Source organism: Paranoxybacillus vitaminiphilus, assembly GCF_003259935.1.
Taxonomy (GTDB): domain Bacteria; phylum Bacillota; class Bacilli; order Bacillales; family Anoxybacillaceae; genus Paranoxybacillus; species Paranoxybacillus vitaminiphilus.
Window position 1 is genome coordinate 1 of record NZ_QLMH01000003.1, and the last position, 18805, is coordinate 18805.

The following is an 18805-nucleotide window of genomic DNA, read 5'->3' on the forward strand; positions in this document are numbered from 1 at the left end:
GACCATTATAAAAATGTGGGGCCTTAGCTCAGCTGGGAGAGCGCCTGCTTTGCACGCAGGAGGTCAGCGGTTCGATCCCGCTAGGCTCCACCAAGAATAAATATTGTGGCGGCGTAGCTCAGCTGGCTAGAGCGTACGGTTCATACCCGTGAGGTCGGGGGTTCGATTCCCTCCGCCGCTACTAGATTCGGACCTTTAGCTCAGCTGGTCAGAGCAGACGGCTCATAACCGTCCGGTCGTAGGTTCGAGTCCTACAAGGTCCACCATGTTAACTATATTATGTGGAGGAGTACCCAAGTCTGGCTGAAGGGGTCGGTCTTGAAAACCGAGAGGCGTCGAAAGGCGCGCGGGGGTTCGAATCCCTCCTCCTCCGCCATGTTAATATGTATTGTAAATTGTTATAATTTTTTATTACCGCGGGGTGGAGCAGCCTGGTAGCTCGTCGGGCTCATAACCCGAAGGTCGCAGGTTCAAATCCTGCCCCCGCAACCAAATACATAATATGTTGGTCCCGTAGTGTAGTGGTTAACATGCCTGCCTGTCACGCAGGAGATCGCGGGTTCGAGTCCCGTCGGGACCGCCATTTGTTATAGCTGGCTCGGTAGCTCAGTCGGTAGAGCAAAGGACTGAAAATCCTTGTGTCGGCGGTTCGATTCCGTCCCGAGCCACCATTTATGCCGGCTTAGCTCAATTGGTAGAGCACGTCCGAATAAGCTTCTTTGAAATAGCTACAGCGCACCACTCGAGCTGCTTCTTGAATAAGCATTCTGAGAGTGGGGCGGAAAATTGTAAGTTTTATAATTAAGTTGTAGAGTAGGTTATAAATACGCCGGCTTAGCTCAATTGGTAGAGCAACTGACTTGTAATCAGTAGGTTGCGGGTTCAAGTCCTGCAGCCGGCACCATTGATGGCGGCTATGGCGAAGTGGTTAACGCACCAGATTGTGGCTCTGGCATGCGTGGGTTCGATTCCCACTAGTCGCCCCATAAAAGCGAGCGGGTGTAGTTTAGTGGTAAAACCTCAGCCTTCCAAGCTGATGTCGTGGGTTCGATTCCCATCACCCGCTCCATATAAGGCTTTGGGCCTATAGCTCAGCTGGTTAGAGCGCACGCCTGATAAGCGTGAGGTCGGTGGTTCAAGTCCACTTAGGCCCACCATATAGATATTCCGCAATAGCTCAGCGACGAGCATTGCTTCAGCGAATTTGCTACGAGTTGCCTCGACGCATCGAACTTCTTCGAGATAGCTAGTAGAGGAAGAGGCAGTGGCGATACTGAAAAATACTGAAAAATAAATTATTATACTTTTTAAAATACGAGTTTTTGTTTTGGTTATTATTCCGCAATAGCTCAGCGGTAGAGCAACCGGCTGTTAACCGGTAGGTCGTAGGTTCGAATCCTACTTGCGGAGTTATCGGGAGAAGTACCCAAGTGGCTGAAGGGGACGGTTTGCTAAACCGTTAGGTCGTGGTTTCGCGGCGCGCGGGTTCAAATCCCGCCTTCTCCGCCAGTGCGTCAGGAAATTCATATATGGCCCGTTGGTCAAGTGGTTAAGACACCGCCCTTTCACGGCGGTAACACGGGTTCGAATCCCGTACGGGTCATTTAAAAGAGGCTGTCTGATAAGTCCCAAAAAATGAGGCAAGTGGAGAAAAACTGATCGTTTTTCTCCACTTGCCTTTGTGCTTTTTCGTGTTTTCTCTGAAAGTAGCAGGCATCCGCCAGCTACTTTCAGTATGTTGTGGGCTAAAGCCACAATTCCAAACTCGACGTGTACCTTGTCGAGTCCCCGCAATGAAAATCCGTGGAACGACCGGTTGCCCTTGATGTGACCGAACACGCTTTCGACTTCTACTTTACGTCGAGAATAGATTGTGGCTCCGTTGTCACATTCAAGGGCTGCTTTTGCCTTTGCTTTCATTTCTTCATATACAGAATTGATATGTACCTGACGATTTCCTTTGGCTTTTGTACATTGAGGTTTTAGTGGGCACCCCGTACAATCTTCACATACATCATTTTGGGGTGAAACGGATTTCGACCACCACCCGGATAATATTGAAATAATTGTTCATCCGGTATCGCTTCTATCATTTCATCGATGACACGTGCGACATGGTGTTCAGGAATGAGTGCTTCTAAATCGAAGATGACTTGAACTTGACAGTGATTGTAAGGTTTGAATTTAGGGGTTACTTGTTTTTTTGAAGGAATGTTTTCTTTTTTTACCTCTAGAGGAAGGGTTAATTGCGTGTTATAATTTTCATTAGTAGTCGTATGATTACTTATAAAAAAATCGTCCTTTCTGTAGTGTTGGTAGGGGTACTTTCATTTTACAGGATAGGACGATTTTTTTGTTTGTTTTTTGATAAAAAATTCAAAAGGGGCTCCAGAAAGTCAGTTTTTATTCACTTTCTGGACAGCCCCTTTTTTGTTGGGTTTTTTCGGATTTTTTATTCTCAATTATTCACTACAAGAGCGTAAGAACCCATTTTACTTGTCGGTTACACTATTTCTTTATTTTTGCTTACTGTTCGCTGCAGCAGCGTTTCTTGTTTTTAGTGCCTCTTCTCCTTCATATGACTTGTTTTTGTACAGAAGAAACTGTTTCCCATATTCGCCGTGATTGTGAAGGGAGGCATGTTCTATTTGAATCGTCGTATGTTTAATGCCATACTTTTTTTCCAACATCTCGTTGATGGCTAAGATGATGCAGAGAGGCTGCATGTTTTCGTTAATGAAAACATGGGCAGTTAACGAATAATGATCCGATGAAATAGCCCATAGGTGCATGTCGTGTACATCCTCTACCCCTTCTACATTGCTGATATCAGCGCGGATTTCATCAAGATTGAACTGTTCTGGAACAGAATCCATTAAAATGAGATACGATTCACGAATGATTTTTGCTCCGCCTGTAAAGATGATTGTACCGATGACCATGCTAATTAACGGATCAAAGAAATAGAAATCAGTGAAATAGATGATAACAGCTGAAATAATGACGCCAATTGAGCTGAGAAGATCACCGATGAAATGCCATAATGCACTTTTTATGTTCAAGTTTTCTTCTTCTTTTGTACTTCGACTAAGGACGATTGTTAACACAAGGTTGACTACTAATCCGATCGAAGCAACGATGATCATCAGTTGAAAATCAATGTTTTCGGGATGAATGAAGCGCCGAATTCCTTCTATAAAAATTCCAATTGCAATGACGGCTAGAGCCAGACCATTTAAAAACGAGGCAATGATTTCAAAGCGTAAATACCCAAAGGTAAATGTTTTATTTGGCGGCCGTGTAGCTAGGTGGAGTGCAATCATGCTGAGACTAAGTGCCAAAACATCTGATGCCATATGGGCTGAATCAGAGAGTAAGGCAAGAGAGTTAGAAATGAGGCCGCCTATAATCTCAATAAGTGTAAAAAACAAAGTTAATATAAGTGTAATCCAAAGCGTTCTTTTTGATTTATTTTGTACTTTCACATGGGGAAGATGATGGTAATCGTAATGAATCATAATGCACCTCTTTATTTATAATAATTATAATTAAATATTTATTATAAATATATGCTAATTTTATCTAAAATGCAAATGACAATTTTATAGATATTAGAAATGATTTTCTTTCCCAATATATAAGTTATGGAATTTGTGTTGAAAAGTGTCAAAAAATATACAAATTTTTATCAAGGAATTTAACTTTGTTTGTTGAATACATATATCAATCGTGAAAAATTTTAGGAAAGGATGCGATGCTTTTTGATAGCAGCCAATCCTGCTGATTTCGAAATTCATTTGTTTCATGAAGGAACTTTTTATAAAAGTTATCAGCTGTTTGGAGCGCATATGATTCATGAGAACGGAGTGATGGGAACACGATTTTGTGTGTGGGCTCCACACGCCCAGGAAGTTCGTGTAGTTGGAAGTTTTAATGATTGGAATGGTGCCAATCATAAACTTACTAAAATAAGTGATCAAGGTGTTTGGATGCTTTTTGTGCCGGAAAATCTTGAGGGGCATCTATACAAATATGAAATCGTTACAAGAAATGGACAAGTATTATTAAAAGCGGATCCGTATGCTTTTTACTCAGAAGTTCGGCCCAATACGGCGTCGATCATATACAATCTCGCCGGATATGAATGGAATGATCGGGCGTGGCAGCGGAAAAAAAAGCAAAAAAGCGTATATCATCAGCCTTTGTTTATTTATGAAGTTCATTTAGGTTCATGGAAAAAGAAAGAAGATGGCCGTTTTTATACGTATGAAGAGTTAGCGGATGAACTGATTCCATATGTATTAGAGCACGGTTTCACTCATATTGAATTGCTGCCTGTCGTTGAACATCCGTATGACCGTTCATGGGGGTATCAAGGAACGGGATATTATTCAGCAACGAGCCGCTATGGCACACCGCATGACTTTATGGCATTTATCGACCGCTGCCATCAGGCAGGAATTGGTGTGATTTTCGATTGGGTTCCCGGACATTTTTGTAAAGATGAACACGGTTTATATATGTTTGACGGTGAGCCGACATATGAATATACCAATATGCAAGATAGAGAAAATCCTGTATGGGGAACGGCTAATTTTGATTTAGGGAAGCCCGAAGTGCGCAGTTTCCTTATTTCAAACGCGTTATTTTGGATGGAGTATTTTCATATTGATGGCTTTCGTGTTGATGCGGTAGCCAATATGTTATATTGGCCTAACAGCGATGCATTGCATAAAAATCCGTATGCTATCTCATTTTTGCAAAAGCTGAATGAAACTGTATTTGCTCATGATCCTACAATTTTGATGATTGCAGAAGACTCAACGGATTGGCCAAAAGTAACGGCTCCAACGTATGAAGGTGGAATAGGATTTAATTATAAATGGAACATGGGATGGATGAACGATATTCTTACGTATATGAAGGCCAATCCAAATGAGCGTAAATCTCTTCATCATAAAGTAACATTTTCCCTTCTATATGCTTACTCCGAGAATTTTATTTTACCATTCTCCCACGATGAAGTTGTTCATGGAAAAAAATCGCTTCTAAATAAAATGCCGGGTGATTATTGGCAAAAGTTTGCCCAACTCCGCTTGTTATATGGGTATTTAGCAACGCATCCAGGGAAAAAGTTATTGTTTATGGGCGGAGAGTTTGGGCAGTTTGATGAATGGAAAGATTTAGAGCAATTAGATTGGATGTTGTTTGATTTTGACATGCATCAAAAAATGAATGCATATGTTAAAGCGTTATTGAAATTTTATAAGCGTCAAAAATCTCTATACGAACTTGATCATTCTCGAGATGGATTTGAATGGATTGACGTCAATAATGCGGAACAAAGTATTTTCTCTTTTGTTCGCAAAGGAAAAACAGATAGTGATTTGCTTGTGGTCATTTGTAATTTTACAGATGCAGTCTATCACAACTATAAAGTTGGCGTTCCGTTGCTTACGAAGTATAAAGAAGCGTTAAACAGCGATGATGAACGTTTTGGCGGTTCCGGTCAAGTAAATAAAAAGGAGATTGCTGCTGTTGCAGAGCCGTTCCATGGAAAGCCGTATCATATCAGTCTCACGATTCCGCCGTTTGGCATAACGATTTTACGCCCAATGAGAAAACGAGGGGAGAGAAGCAAACATGCTGAAAAAGAAGTGCGTCGCCATGCTGCTCGCCGGGGGAAAAGGTAGCCGGTTAAGCTCATTAACAAAAAATCTCGCTAAACCGGCGGTACCTTTTGGAGGAAAATATCGAATTATTGATTTTACATTAAGCAACTGCACAAACTCAGGAATTGATACGGTTGGTGTGTTAACGCAGTATCAGCCGCTCGTTTTAAATTCTTATATTGGGATCGGCAGCGCATGGGATTTAGACAGAAGAAATGGGGGAGTTACTGTTCTGCCGCCTTATGCCGAGTCTTCGGAAGTAAAATGGTATACAGGAACAGCAAGCGCTATTTATCAAAATCTTAATTATATTGAGCAATATGCTCCTGAATATGTGCTCATCCTTTCCGGCGACCATATTTATAAAATGAATTATTCGAAAATGCTTGATTATCATATTGAAAAAAATGCGGACGTAACGATTTCCGTCATCGAAGTGCCGTGGTCTGAAGCAAGCCGATTTGGCATTATGAATACAAATGAAAATATGGAAATTTTACAGTTTGAAGAAAAGCCGGCAAATCCAAAAAACAACCTTGCTTCAATGGGGATTTATATTTTCAATTGGTCGATTTTAAAAGAATATTTAGAAATGGACAGCCGCAATCCGGAATCAAGCCATGATTTTGGCAAAGATGTCATTCCGCTTTTATTGGAAGAGAAAAAAAGATTAGTCGCTTATCCTTTCAGAGGATATTGGAAAGATGTCGGAACAGTCAAAAGTTTGTGGGAAGCAAATATGGATTTGTTAAAGGAAGATTGTGAACTTAATTTATTTGATCATTCATGGCGTATTTATTCCGTCAATCCAAATCAGCCGCCACAATATATTGCACATGATGCAATTGTCACGGAATCGCTGATTAACGAGGGGTGTGTCATTGAAGGAACCGTTGAACATTCCGTACTATTCCAAGGCGTCCATATCGGTAAAGGGTCTATTGTCAAAGATTCTGTAGTTATGCCAGACGCTGTCGTTGGTGAAAATGTTTATATTGAAAAAGCAATTGTTCCATCAAATATTGAGATTCCTAATGGTACCATTATTCGTCCGGAGCAGTCATTTGATGAAATTATTCTCGTTACGAAAGAGTTATTGGAAAAGCAGGAACCGGAAAGGATGAGCAGCGGTGAATAAAACGATGCTTGGTGTCATTGATGCGACCAAATATATTGATGCGCTTGAACCATTAACGATCAATCGTTGTATTGCGGCGATTCCATTTGCAGGACGTTATCGGTTAATTGATTTTGTATTATCGAATATGGTTAACTCAGGAATTGAAAGTGTGGCCATTTTTCCTAAATATCAATATCGTTCGCTAATGGACCATTTAGGTTCGGGAAAGAACTGGGATTTAAACCGGAAAAGAGACGGCCTTTTTTTCTTTCCGTCTCCAGATTTAAATATGCCTTATGACCATATTGGAGCATTTGAGCATTTTGAACAACATGTTGATTATTTTTTAAGAAGCAAGCAAAAATATGCCTTAATTTGCAACAGTTATACCGTTTGCAATATCGACTATCAAATGGTGCTCAAGCGTCATATTGAAAATGAGTGTGATATTACAGAAATACGCCATCAAGGCAAATCGCTTGAAATGTTTATTTTGGAAACTTCTCTTCTTCTTGATTTAATTATTAATCGCAATGAAACAAGGTATATGAGCATTGTTGATGTAGTTCGTGATCATCGCCATCAATTAAAAATTTGTGATTATGAATATTGTGGATATGTTGCAGTTATTGATTCGATTGACAACTATTTTGCCCATAGTATGGAATTGCTGCATCCAATGATTTGGAAACAGCTATTCGATAAGCTACGTCCTATTTATACGAAAGTAAAAGATGAACCGCCGACGAAGTATACGGGTGAAGCAGTTGTAAAAAATTCAATGATTGCGAACGGATGCATGATTGAAGGACATGTTGAAAACAGCATTATTTTCCGGGCAGTGAAAGTAGGAAAAGGAACAGTCATTAAAAACAGCATTATTATGCAAAAAAGTCAAATTGGTGAAAACTGTGAGTTAGACTGTGTCATTATTGATAAAGATGTAAAAGTGGAAAACGGTGTGACATTGCGAGGTACAGCGCGGCAGCCGTTTGTCATTCGCAAAGGAACCGTACAAGGAGCGTTGATGAATCTGTGAAAGTATTATTTGTTGTGTCAGAATGTGTTCCATTTGTCAAGTCGGGCGGATTAGCTGATGTTGCCGGGGCATTGCCGAAAGAGTTAAAGCGGCTGGGCACGGATATTCGTGTCATGCTGCCGAAGTATGGCTTTATTTCTGAACATTATCGGAAACAAATGAAAAAGATTGCCCAGCTTATTGTGAGAGTTGGCTGGCGGCGGCAATATTGCGGAATCGAAATATTAGAGCATGAAGGGGTTACCTATTATTTCGTCGACAATGAATATTATTTTAAGAGAGATTCATTATATGGACATTACGATGATGGGGAGCGTTTTGCGTATTTTTGCCGGGCGGTGTTAGATTCTCTTCCTGCCATTTCGTTTAAACCGGATCTTATTCATTGCCATGATTGGCATACGGGGATGATTCCGTTTTTATTACGAGAAGAATATAAGCAAAACTCTTTTTATGAAAGTATGAAGACCGTATTTACAATCCATAATCTCCAGTTTCAAGGAATTTTCCCAAGAGAAATTTTAGGGGACTTATTAAACTTAAGCGATCGTTATTTTACCATTGATCATCTAGAATTTTACGGGAATGTAAACTTTATGAAAGCAGCACTCGTTTCCGCTGATATGATTACGACCGTTAGTCCGACATACAAGGAAGAAATTCAAACTGAATATTATGGAGAGAGGCTTGACGGGTTATTAAGAGCAAGAAAAAACCATTTAATTGGCATTTTAAATGGCATTGATGATGAAATTTATAATCCGAAAAAAGACCCTTATATTGCTGTACCGTATGACCAGCATACGATTGTGCGCAAAGGAATTAACAAAAATGCGCTGCAACAGTATTTTGACTTTTCCAGTGAGGACGATGTGCCGGTTATAGCAATGGTTTCCCGATTAACGAAGCAAAAAGGATTGGACTTAGTGAAGTGTGTATTTCATGAAATTGTTGCAGAGAATGTACAGTTTATTGTGCTTGGCACAGGGGATTGGGAGTTCGAAAATTTCTTTCATGAAATGGCCGCTACATATCCTGACAAGGTAAAGGTGTATATCGGCTTTAATGAGGAATTAGCTCATCAAATTTATGCAGGTGCTGATCTTTTTTTAATGCCGTCACAATTTGAACCGTGCGGGTTAGGGCAGTTAATTGCCTTGCGATACGGGGCTATTCCGATTGTGCGGGAAACGGGCGGTTTAAATGATACCGTTCAAGCATTTAATGAATTCACTGGAGAAGGGAACGGATTCAGCTTTACGAATTTTAATGCCCATGACATGTTGTATACGATTCGGCGGGCGCTTGAGTTTTATCAGCAAAAAGAAGTGTGGGAGAAACTTGTCAAAGCGGCAATGAGCCGCGATTACAGCTGGGCGCAGTCCGCTTTTAAATACAATCAGCTTTATGCTGAATTAACAACTGGGAGTGGAAGTCATGTTCTCTAACAAAGAGAAATTTAAGGAGGTTTTTTCAAAAAAGCTGGAAATGATGTGTGGAAAACGGTTTGAAGAATCAACCGTGCGCGACCAATATCATACGTTAGGGAATATGATTCGAGAGTATATAAGCAATAATTGGATTCAAACAAACGAAAAGTATCGCGCTGAAAACAATAAGCAAGTGTATTATTTGTCGATTGAATTTTTGCTTGGCCGCCTTCTCGGCAGCAACCTTATTAATCTTGGGATTCGCGATGTTGTTGAAGAAGGTCTGAAAGATCTAGGGATTGATTTACGGGAAATTGAAGAGAGCGAGGCGGACGCTGGACTTGGCAATGGCGGTCTTGGCCGCCTTGCCGCTTGTTTTTTAGATTCGCTTGCCTCGTTAAATTTACCTGGGCACGGATGCGGGATACGTTACAAGCATGGATTGTTTGAGCAAAAAATTGTCGATGGTTATCAAGTGGAACTGCCGGAGCAGTGGCTGCGCAATGGAAACGTATGGGAAGTGAGAAAAGCAGATTTAGCGGTTGAGGTAAATTTTTGGGGGAAAGTCGAAGTTTCGCAGGAAAAGGGGCGTCTTACTTTCCGCCATATCGATGCGGAAAAAGTGATGGCCGTGCCTTATGATATGCCGGTGATTGGCTATGATACGAAGACAGTAAATACATTGCGGCTTTGGAGTGCAGAGCCGGCAAAGATGTTCCCAATTCATAAAAATATTATGCAGTACAAACGTGAGACTGAATCCATCTCTGAGTTTTTATATCCAGATGATACGCATGATGAAGGAAAAATATTGCGCTTAAAACAGCAATATTTTCTTGTTGCGGCCAGTCTTGGCAGCATTGTACGGACTTATCGCCATAAGTACGGACATTTATATGATTTCCATAAACATGTCGCCATTCATGTCAATGATACACATCCGGTATTAGCGATTCCAGAATTGATGCGGATTTTGCTCGATGAAGAGGGAATGAGCTGGGAAGATGCTTGGCATATTACGACGAACACGATTTCCTACACGAATCACACCACTTTATCGGAGGCGCTTGAAAAGTGGCCGGTTTATATTTTCCAGCCGTTATTGCCGCGCATTTACATGATTGTCGAAGAAATTAATGAACGTTTTTGCAGGGATTTATGGGAGCGGTATCCCGGGGATTGGAAAAGAATTGAGGAGATGGCGATTATCGCCCACGGACTCGTAAAGATGGCACACTTAGCAATTGCCGGCAGCTACAGTGTGAATGGAGTGGCAAAAATTCATACCGATATTTTAAAGCATCGAGAAATGAAATTATTTTACGAGTTTTTTCCGGAAAAATTTAATAATAAAACGAATGGGATTACCCATCGGCGTTGGCTGTTGAAGGCGAATCCAGAGCTTTCTCGGCTTATTACAAATGCGATTGGTGATGAATGGATAAAGCAGCCGGAAAAGTTGCTTGATTTAAAGCCATATGCATACGATGTTTCATTTAAGCAAAATCTCGCCGCGATTAAACAAAAAAGAAAAAAAATGCTCGCACAGCGCATTTATGAACAGACAGGCGTTGTTGTTGATGAGTCATCGATTTTTGATGTGCAAGTAAAACGACTTCATGCTTATAAGCGGCAACTATTAAACGTTTTGCATATTATGTACTTATATAACCGATTAAAAGAGGAATCAAGCTTTTCGATTTATCCGCGAACATTTATTTTTGGGGCAAAAGCATCGCCAGGCTATTATTATGCAAAGAAGATTATCAAACTCATTAATTCGCTGGCAGAAAAAGTGAATAATGATCGGCAGACAAATGAGCAGTTGAAAGTGATTTTTCTAGAAAATTATCGTGTTTCATTAGCAGAAGAAATTTTTCCGGCCGCTGATGTAAGTGAACAAATTTCTACCGCAAGCAAGGAAGCATCAGGTACAGGAAACATGAAGTTTATGATGAACGGAGCCGTTACGCTTGGAACACTTGACGGGGCGAATATTGAAATCTTGGAGCTGGTCGGAGAAGAAAATATATTTATCTTTGGGATGACTGCTGATGAAGTAATAAGTTATTACCAAAATGGCGGTTATCATGCTTATGAATACTATCATCACGATAAACGGATTAAACAAGTTGTCGACCAGTTAGTAAACGGTTTTTTTCCGAATGTATATGATCATTTTGAGCCGATTTATGATTCGCTGTTAACGCAAAATGATCAATATTTTGTATTAAGAGACTTTGCGGCTTATGTAGAGGCGCAGGAGAAGGTCGAGAAAGCTTATCAACAACGCGATAAATGGTTAGAAATGAGCGCGATTAATATTGCTCATTCTGGACATTTCTCAAGCGACCGAACGATTCGGGAATATGCAAACGATATATGGAATATAAAACCTATTTCTTGGGAATAAAGGAGCTGCCCTATAAGTGTCTAACTCCACATGTAATCCACAATATATACATTATGTTGTGGGGCTCTGACACTTTGCTTTTTAGGGCAGCTCTTTTTATCATTAATCATCGCCGTTTAGAAAATCACCAATCGTTCCAAGTATGCTTCCTTCGCCAACCGAACGGTTTCCGGTAGATGGTGCTGCCGCAATAATCCGATCAGCGAGACGGCTGAATGGGAGCGACTGCACCCAGACCGTTCCAGGTCCTGTTAATGTCGCAAAGAATAAACCCTCTCCGCCGAAAAAGGCCGTCTTAATTTTTCCGACATATTCGATGTCGTAGTTTACTTCTTTTGTCATCGCCACTAAGCAGCCTGTATCGATTCGCAGCTTTTCACCCGGCTGAAGCTCCCGTTTGTAAATTGTTCCGCCGGCATGTAAAAAGGCGAGCCCGTCTCCTTCGAGCTTTTGCATAATAAAGCCTTCCCCTCCAAAGAAACCAGTGCCGAGCTTTCGCTGAAAATCAATTCCGACAGAAACTCCTTTTGCCGCGCAAAGGAACGAGTCTTTTTGACAAATGACTTTTCCGCCAAGTTCGCTTAAATCCATCGGAATAATTTTTCCGGGATAAGGAGCCGCAAAAGAAACACGCCGTTTTCCTGACCCGTTATTCGTAAAAACAGTCATAAATAAGCTTTCGCCTGTCAAAAGACGTTTGCCGGCACCAACGAGCTTGCCAAAAAAGCCTTTACCGGAATCAGTTCCATCTCCAAAAATCGTTTCCATTTCGATGCCGTCTTCCATCATCATCATGCCGCCAGCTTCTGCAATGACGCTTTCTTGCGGATCTAATTCGATTTCAACAAACTGCATATCATCTCCATACAGTTGATAATCGATTTCATGTGCGTTCATTTATTTCACCTCTATTTAGCTTTCTGCAATGTATATATTCTCTATACGGATCGTAATCCCTTTTCGTTTCAAAAAAATTAAGAAAGACCATGGCCGCCGGTTTATGCAGCTTGATGGCCTTTGCATCAATTAATATCTTCTTTCGGCTTCTTCTGTATAAGTGTCTTTTTCATATGCAGGTAAATCGCCGATGTTGGACATGATTCCTTCTTCGTCAAGAGTTTTTTCGAATTGTTCATGCTGCATATTTGGATAAATCGTTACCTCTTTTCCGTAAATATCAACCGCAGCAAAATTTTCGAAGTCTTCTACATAACCGATATTTTCCTCTGATTCTGTATAAATATCGTTATAATGATCAACATCTTTTCCTAAGTCAGACGGTGTTTCCGATGTTCCAAAGCGGGCGACATCCTGCCATGAATCTTCAGCATCATACATGACTGCATCACGGTCATCAAAATCAAATTTACCGAAAGGAGGCATTAATACTCCTTCCTCGAGTGGACGTTGATGGGAGACAAATTGGTCAGGACTATGTTCTTTACAAAATGTTGTTGTCGGTAATGCTACCAATCGTTCATAAGGAATGTCCTTACCGCATACTTTACATGTTCCGTATGTTCTGTTTTCCATCGCTTGAAGGGCGTGTTCAATATCTTTTAATTCCTTTTCTGCAAGTTCATTTAAAGCGATATCTTTTTCCCGCTCATATAATTCCGTGCCTTCATCACCCGGATGATTATCTGCACTCGATAATTCACCGACTGCGTCGTGAGCATGGCTTCGTTCTTTACCGAAGTGATCATTAGCGATTAAACGTTCTTCTATTTCCTTTTTTTCCTTTAGCAGTCTGCTGCGGAAGGTCGATAATTGTTGTTTTGTTAACATGAGTGTCTTCTCCTTCCATGAATTAAGAATCTACATGATGTATTATTCACTGAAAACAAGAAAACATAAGCAAAAAGAAAAAGAGACCAACCATAAGTGTCTGATCTCACATGTACAATACACAGTACTTTAATGCACTCTCCCGTATTAAGTACTATATTGTAATTGTGAGATCTAAACACATTACTTTTAGGTCAATCCCTTTTAAAACCAATAACTTATCAGTAAACCAATCGTTAATAAAAAGCCGAATTGCGTATTTGTTTGCGCTGTTGCCTTCATCGCCGGCATCATTTCAATCGGTTTTGTTTTGCCGACAAATCCTTTAACCGCAACAATTGCTTTAGGCACGCTGAAAAATACAATCAGTGTCCACGGAGAAACGAGCTTTATCATGACTAAACCAATCATCCATATAAATGAAACGACAAACATACCTGCAAGAATGCGAATGGCGTTTGTACGTCCAACTAAAATAGCCAGAGTTTTTCGACCGCTTTTTTTGTCGCCGTCAAGGTCGCGAATGTTATTGGCTAACAAAATGGCTCCGACTAAAACCGCAATCGGAATGGAGACAAGTACAGGAAGCAATGTTATTTCTCCGGTTTGGATAAAGAACGAAATTAAAATGATCATAATCCCCATGAAAAAACCGGCTGCCAGTTCGCCAAACGGTGTATAGGCGATCGGGACAGGACCGCCTGTATAAAAGTACCCAGCCGCCATGCAAATCGTACCGATTAAAGCCAACCACCAGCTGCTATTGGCGCAAATATAAATGCCGAGCAGCATTGCTATGCCAAAAAAGGAAAACGCAAGCAAAAGAACGGTTTTCGGTTCAATGCCGTCGCGGACAATGGCACCGCCAATCCCGACAGATTCAGCATTATCTAATCCGCGTTTATAGTCATAATATTCGTTAAACATGTTCGTCGCCGCTTGGATTAATAAAGAAGCAATAAGCATAGCGGCAAATAGCGGAATATTGATATTTGTTACATGAATGGCCAACGCTGTACCGATAGAAACAGGAACAAAAGCAGCTGTTAATGTATGTGGTCGAAAAAGCCTCCACCAAACGCGCCAATCTCTTCTATATTTTGCTGTCGAAAGCTCAGATTGAGACCGCAATGGTGATATCATAATCATACCCCTCGCATTAGGATAAAGTAAATTTGAGCTTAAAAAAACGCTCAAAATAAGTGTAGGTAAAGGGGAAAAAGGTGTCAATCTTTTTCGGGTTTTAAATCGTGTATAAATTATTTCCTATCTATATAAAGGAATATTATAATAAAAATAAAGAGCTTTTCTCATTATTCTGGCCGTGTTGACACTGTTTTTCGAGCATTGTATCTTAAGATAGGTTATTTTTCGTTTGAAAAAAGTTTAGTACGGAAGAAAGCGGGATTACGGTGGTTACTTTATATACAAATAAAATTCAAGAACAATTGCATATGATGATGAAAATGGCAAATGCCAACACATCGTTTATTAGCGTCAATGAAAAAACGGACAGCGTAGATCCTCTTCGCTTTTTTCATTTAGGGGAAAAATTTTCGTTTGGACAACGTTTTTTTTGGTCGGATCCTGTTAATGAAGCGGTTTATGTTGGATTAGGGTGCACCTATTCAATTGAAGCTCGGCATCATGAAAACCGTTTCGCAGAAGTTGAACGGGAATGGAAGCGTTTTATTGAACAGGTGCTGTTTGACCAAAAGGGACGAGGTCCTTTATTGTTTGGCGGATTTTCTTTTGATCCATTAAAAGCAAAAACAAAACGGTGGGTAAACTTTCCTGAAGCGAAAATGATTGTTCCGATGATGTTGTTATCGAACGTGAAAGGAGAAAGCTCGATTACGATTACCATTCCAACACAAAATAACGAAGAGGAATTGCTGAGAATTGAACAGATGTTAGCTTTGTTGCAGCAAGAAACGATTGTCCCGTATAAACATAATGCAACATGTGTAAAAATGTTTGAAATAGAGAAAGATGAATGGCTGACCGCAGTGACGAAAGCAACTTCTGATATTCGCAACGGAGAACTTGGAAAAGTTGTATTAGCGCGTGAAGCACGTCTATTGTTTGATAAACGAATCAATCCGACAGTTGTATTAAAAAGGCTTCGTGAACAACAGCCGTTTAGTTATATATTTGCTTTTGAAAGCGGAAGCGATTGTTTTCTCGGGGCTTCTCCTGAACAGCTTGTCAAAAAAGACGATGATATGTGCTATTCGACATGTCTGGCTGGTTCGATTCGCAGAGGAAAGACGTTAAAAGAAGATGAAGAACTCGGCAACTGGCTGCTTCAAGATTCCAAAAACCTTCATGAACATCGGTTTGTAGTGGATATGATAAAGGAAGCGATGCTGAAGGTATGTGACGAGGTAATCATTCCAGATCAACCATCCTTATTAAAAATGAGAGATATACAACATTTGTATACACCGGTAAGAGGCTTCAGCCGGCAGCCAATTTCGCTTCTTTCCCTTGTAGAGCGGCTGCATCCTACTCCAGCTTTAGGCGGTACTCCACGGAGTAAAGCGCTTCAAAAGATTCGGGAAATTGAACCGCTTGACCGGGGCTGGTATGCCTCTCCGATCGGTTGGTTAGATGCAAATGGAAACGGCGAGTTTGCTGTAGCGATTCGTTCCGGGCTTTTGCAAGGAAATGAGGCTTCGATTTTTGCCGGTTGCGGTGTTGTTGGAGATTCGGATCCGCTCAGCGAATATGAAGAAACGAGAGTAAAGTTTAAGCCGATGCTGTCGGCGTTAGGGGGAAGCGAAAAATGAATAATGATCATTTGACATTGTATGTATCCGCTTTTGTCGATGAGTTAACAAAAGTCGGAATCACCGATGTGGTTGTCAGTCCAGGGTCACGTTCTACCCCTTTTGCGATTGTGATGGCAGAGCATCCGGACATAAAAGTTCATATGAATATTGATGAGCGGTCTGCCGCTTTTTTTGCGCTTGGAATGGCAAAGGCGAAACGAAAACCGGTTGCGCTTCTTTGCACATCGGGGACAGCTGTTGCTAACTATTTTCCTGCTGTAGTGGAAGCATATTATGCGCGTGTTCCGCTCATTGTTTTAACAGCAGATCGTCCGCATGAGCTTCGGGATGTAGGGGCACCGCAAGCAATTGACCAGTTTAATATATATGGGAAACACGCAAAATGGTTTGTGGAAATGGCATTACCTGAGGGATCGAAAGAAATGCTTCGCTATGCGCGGACAATGGCAGCAAGAGCAGCGGCAATCGCAATGACTGCTCCAGCAGGACCGGTACATTTAAACTTTCCGCTGCGCGAGCCTCTCGTTCCAAATGTAACCGAACAAACTTGGACACAAATTGAGCGGAAAGAGCCTTCTTATATTCAAGTTTCCATTGGGAAAAGAACGCTTGAACGAGAGCAGTTCCAATTCATTTACGAGCGGCTTGCTGGAATTGAAAAAGGGCTGATTATTTGCGGAGAGATCGACAAACCTCACTTTGCTGAGGCGGTCGTAAAACTTGCGGAAACACTCAACTATCCAATTCTAGCTGATCCTCTCTCTCATCTTCGCAGTGGGGCACATTCAAAGGAATATATTGTTGAAAGTTATGATGCCATTTTGAAAAACGAAACAGCGATGCGTACATTGATGCCGGAAGTGATTATTCGCTTCGGTGCCATGCCCGTTTCCAAACCGTTAACATTAATGTTAAAAAATAATACAGCAATTGAGCAAATCGTCGTTGATGGTGATGGAGGCTGGCGTGAACCGACCCTTAATGCTTCCTACATGATTCATTGTGATGAAACCGATTTTTGTAACCAATTAGTTGAATTAGCACAACCAAAAAAGAAACAAAGCGATTGGGCAAAACTATGGCAGGATGTAAATAAAATGGCTAAAACGGCATTGCTGGAAGCTGGCAAAGACGAAGAAATGTTTGAAGGAAAAGTATTTATTGAGTTAGCGCAGCTGCTCCCAGAAAAATCGATTTTATTTGTTGGAAACAGTATGCCGATTCGCGATGCAGATACGTTTTTTATGGCAACGGATAAAAATATTCGCATAATGGCAAACCGCGGTGCGAATGGAATTGATGGTGTTGTTTCGAGCGCATTAGGAGCCAGTGTGACAGGCGATCCTCTTGTGCTTGTTATTGGTGATTTGTCATTTTATCATGATTTAAACGGTCTGCTCGCGGCAAAATTACACAAATTAAATGCGACTATTATTGTCATTAATAATAATGGAGGCGGAATATTTTCATTTTTACCGCAGGCAAAACAAGAAAGGCATTTTGAATTATTATTTGGTACGCCGACGAACCTACAATTTGAACATATAGTACGTATGTATGACGGCAATTATACTAAGGCAGATACATGGAGCCAATTCCGAAAAAGTGTCGCCAGTTCTTTTTCGGCTGCAGGATTACATGTCATTGAAGTATGTACATTAAGACAGGAAAATGTCAAAAAACATCGCCGGTTATGGGAAAATGTTTCCCTGGAAATATCGGAATTTCTGGAAAAAGGGAGAAAGGCATGAAAATTGTCGTTAACGATGTTTCTTACTACGTAGAAATTTATGGAAAGGGAGAGCCGCTTCTTTTACTTCACGGTTTTACAGGAAGTGTGGAAACGTGGAAAAGTTTTATTCCTAAATGGCAAGATGATAAACAGTTAATAATGGTTGACATTATCGGACACGGGCTAACGGATTCTCCTGATGAGCACGAGCGGTACAAGATAGAACGGGCAGCTGCGGATTTAGCGGGAATTTTACAGTATTTCAACATTGAGAAAACGAATGTATTGGGATATTCAATGGGAGGGCGGCTTGCTTTAACATTTGCGATTCTTTATCCACATCGGGTAAACAAATTAATTTTAGAAAGCAGCTCTCCAGGGCTAAAGAGCGATGAGGAACGGCGTGCGCGCATAAAGAGCGATGAGGCGCTTGCTCTCGAAATTGAAACATATGGTATAAAGCATTTCGTTGAAAAGTGGGAGAATATTCCGCTATTTTCTACACAAAAAAGGCTGCCGCAAATCGTGCAGGAGCGTATTCGGACGGAGCGTTTACGGAATAATGCAAAAGGATTGGCCAATAGTTTACGCGGCATGGGAACAGGAAAACAACCATCTTGGTGGAATCGACTCTCGGAATTGAAGATGCCGACGCTGCTTATATGCGGGGAGTTAGATGAAAAATTTTGTCGGATTGCTTCGGAAATGGCGCGTTTCATGCCAAATGCGGTTGTTTCGCAAATTTCTGACAGCGGACATGCAATTCATGTGGAACAACCGGAGATTTTTGCTAAAATAGTAGATGAGTTTATATAA

General features: G+C 40.9%; 12 protein-coding genes, 14 tRNA genes and 1 pseudogene. 22 read left to right on the forward strand and 5 right to left on the reverse strand.

From position 1 onward, the window contains the following. Positions 1-17: 17 nt before the first annotated feature. From B0I26_RS04750 to B0I26_RS04815, 14 genes are all read left to right on the forward strand, one after another. Positions 18-93: transfer RNA gene (locus B0I26_RS04750), tRNA-Ala, on the forward strand. Between the two features lie 14 nt (positions 94-107). Further along, positions 108-181 (forward strand) — tRNA-Met (locus B0I26_RS04755). A gap of 8 nt (positions 182-189) precedes the next feature. Beyond that, positions 190-266: transfer RNA gene (locus tag B0I26_RS04760), tRNA-Ile, on the forward strand. Between the two features lie 17 nt (positions 267-283). Then, positions 284-376, forward strand: a tRNA-Ser gene (locus B0I26_RS04765). Positions 377-415: 39 nt separating this feature from the next. Beyond that, positions 416-492, forward strand: a tRNA-Met gene (locus tag B0I26_RS04770). Positions 493-507: 15 nt separating this feature from the next. Further along, positions 508-583: transfer RNA gene (locus B0I26_RS04775), tRNA-Asp, on the forward strand. A 12-nt stretch (positions 584-595) separates the two neighbouring features. Beyond that, positions 596-671: transfer RNA gene (locus tag B0I26_RS04780), tRNA-Phe, on the forward strand. A gap of 157 nt (positions 672-828) precedes the next feature. Further along, a tRNA-Thr gene (locus B0I26_RS04785) sits at positions 829-904 on the forward strand. Positions 905-910: 6 nt separating this feature from the next. Then, positions 911-986: transfer RNA gene (locus B0I26_RS04790), tRNA-His, on the forward strand. 9 nt (positions 987-995) lie between these two features. Beyond that, positions 996-1069: transfer RNA gene (locus B0I26_RS04795), tRNA-Gly, on the forward strand. A gap of 11 nt (positions 1070-1080) precedes the next feature. Then, positions 1081-1157, forward strand: a tRNA-Ile gene (locus B0I26_RS04800). A gap of 181 nt (positions 1158-1338) precedes the next feature. Then, positions 1339-1410 (forward strand) — tRNA-Asn (locus tag B0I26_RS04805). Positions 1411-1416: 6 nt separating this feature from the next. Beyond that, positions 1417-1509, forward strand: a tRNA-Ser gene (locus B0I26_RS04810). Positions 1510-1531: 22 nt separating this feature from the next. Continuing rightward, positions 1532-1603, forward strand: a tRNA-Glu gene (locus B0I26_RS04815). Positions 1604-1728: 125 nt separating this feature from the next. Here the strand turns inward: B0I26_RS04815 and B0I26_RS18965 are convergent. Further along, positions 1729-2007 (reverse strand): annotated as a pseudogene (locus B0I26_RS18965) (transposase); the annotation flags it as partial. A gap of 509 nt (positions 2008-2516) precedes the next feature. Then, positions 2517-3518, reverse strand: coding sequence for a cation diffusion facilitator family transporter (locus tag B0I26_RS04825; RefSeq protein WP_111644336.1), 1002 nt, complete (start codon positions 3516-3518; stop codon positions 2517-2519). A gap of 231 nt (positions 3519-3749) precedes the next feature. On the opposite strand from B0I26_RS04825, the gene glgB reads away from it, so the two are divergent. The 5 genes from glgB to B0I26_RS04850 are packed head-to-tail and all read left to right on the forward strand — an operon-like array spanning position 3750 to position 11674. Further along, on the forward strand, positions 3750-5693 hold the full coding sequence (gene glgB / locus B0I26_RS04830) for a 1,4-alpha-glucan branching enzyme (RefSeq protein WP_111644337.1): 1944 nt from the start codon (positions 3750-3752) through the stop codon (positions 5691-5693). Further along, positions 5644-6810: a glucose-1-phosphate adenylyltransferase gene (locus B0I26_RS04835; RefSeq protein ID WP_111644338.1), complete on the forward strand. Its 1167-nt coding sequence runs from the start codon at positions 5644-5646 to the stop codon at positions 6808-6810. Before glgB ends, B0I26_RS04835 begins: the two co-directional genes overlap by 50 nt. Further along, entirely contained in the window at positions 6803-7831 is a 1029-nt protein-coding gene (locus B0I26_RS04840) for a GlgC family sugar phosphate nucleotidyltransferase (RefSeq protein ID WP_111644339.1), read from the forward strand. Before B0I26_RS04835 ends, B0I26_RS04840 begins: the two co-directional genes overlap by 8 nt. Then, on the forward strand, positions 7828-9279 hold the full coding sequence (gene glgA, locus B0I26_RS04845; protein WP_111644340.1) for a glycogen synthase GlgA: 1452 nt from the start codon (positions 7828-7830) through the stop codon (positions 9277-9279). The genes B0I26_RS04840 and glgA overlap by 4 nt, the downstream gene beginning before the upstream one ends. Then, positions 9269-11674 (forward strand): glycogen/starch/alpha-glucan phosphorylase, encoded by a 2406-nt coding sequence (locus B0I26_RS04850; RefSeq protein WP_111644341.1) that lies wholly within the window; start codon positions 9269-9271, stop codon positions 11672-11674. The genes glgA and B0I26_RS04850 overlap by 11 nt, the downstream gene beginning before the upstream one ends. 102 nt (positions 11675-11776) lie before the next feature. Here the strand turns inward: B0I26_RS04850 and B0I26_RS04855 are convergent, their stop codons facing one another. The 3 genes from B0I26_RS04855 to B0I26_RS04865 all read right to left on the reverse strand — a co-directional run bounded on the left by B0I26_RS04855 (position 11777) and on the right by B0I26_RS04865 (position 14605). Further along, positions 11777-12571 (reverse strand): TIGR00266 family protein, encoded by a 795-nt coding sequence (locus B0I26_RS04855; protein ID WP_111644342.1) that lies wholly within the window; start codon positions 12569-12571, stop codon positions 11777-11779. 129 nt (positions 12572-12700) lie between these two features. After that, positions 12701-13462, reverse strand: coding sequence for a yteA family sporulation protein (locus B0I26_RS04860; RefSeq protein ID WP_111644343.1), 762 nt, complete (start codon positions 13460-13462; stop codon positions 12701-12703). Positions 13463-13666: 204 nt separating this feature from the next. Next, a complete protein-coding gene (locus B0I26_RS04865) occupies positions 13667-14605 on the reverse strand; it encodes a 1,4-dihydroxy-2-naphthoate polyprenyltransferase (RefSeq protein ID WP_111644344.1) in 939 nt (312 codons plus the stop codon). A 269-nt stretch (positions 14606-14874) separates the two neighbouring features. On the opposite strand from B0I26_RS04865, the gene B0I26_RS04870 reads away from it, so the two are divergent. From B0I26_RS04870 to menH, 3 genes are read left to right on the forward strand one after another with little or no spacing between them, the layout of a single operon-like run. Then, the gene (locus B0I26_RS04870; protein WP_111644345.1) at positions 14875-16254 is read left to right on the forward strand and encodes an isochorismate synthase; all 1380 of its coding nucleotides are present in this window, start codon (positions 14875-14877) and stop codon (positions 16252-16254) included. Continuing rightward, positions 16251-18008 carry a 2-succinyl-5-enolpyruvyl-6-hydroxy-3-cyclohexene-1-carboxylic-acid synthase gene (gene menD, locus B0I26_RS04875; RefSeq protein WP_111644346.1) on the forward strand — a complete coding sequence of 586 codons (1758 nt, stop codon included), beginning with the start codon at positions 16251-16253 and terminating at the stop codon, positions 18006-18008. Before B0I26_RS04870 ends, menD begins: the two co-directional genes overlap by 4 nt. Continuing rightward, entirely contained in the window at positions 18005-18805 is an 801-nt protein-coding gene (gene menH / locus B0I26_RS04880; protein WP_111644347.1) for a 2-succinyl-6-hydroxy-2,4-cyclohexadiene-1-carboxylate synthase, read from the forward strand. Before menD ends, menH begins: the two co-directional genes overlap by 4 nt.

Bases quoted from the DNA above. Each gene is read 5' to 3' on its own strand.
- B0I26_RS04860 (WP_111644343.1), bottom strand. From the start codon at position 13,462: ATGTTAACAAAACAACAATTATCGACCTTCCGCAGCAGACTGCTAAAG.
- menD (WP_111644346.1), top strand. From the start codon at position 16,251: ATGAATAATGATCATTTGACATTGTATGTATCCGCTTTTGTCGATGAG.
- B0I26_RS04865 (WP_111644344.1), bottom strand. From the start codon at position 14,605: ATGATATCACCATTGCGGTCTCAATCTGAGCTTTCGACAGCAAAATAT.
- B0I26_RS04825 (WP_111644336.1), bottom strand. From the start codon at position 3,518: ATGATTCATTACGATTACCATCATCTTCCCCATGTGAAAGTACAAAAT.
- B0I26_RS04835 (WP_111644338.1), top strand. From the start codon at position 5,644: ATGCTGAAAAAGAAGTGCGTCGCCATGCTGCTCGCCGGGGGAAAAGGT.
- B0I26_RS04855 (WP_111644342.1), bottom strand. From the start codon at position 12,571: ATGAACGCACATGAAATCGATTATCAACTGTATGGAGATGATATGCAG.
- menH (WP_111644347.1), top strand. From the start codon at position 18,005: ATGAAAATTGTCGTTAACGATGTTTCTTACTACGTAGAAATTTATGGA.
- B0I26_RS04850 (WP_111644341.1), top strand. From the start codon at position 9,269: ATGTTCTCTAACAAAGAGAAATTTAAGGAGGTTTTTTCAAAAAAGCTG.
- glgB (WP_111644337.1), top strand. From the start codon at position 3,750: ATGCGATGCTTTTTGATAGCAGCCAATCCTGCTGATTTCGAAATTCAT.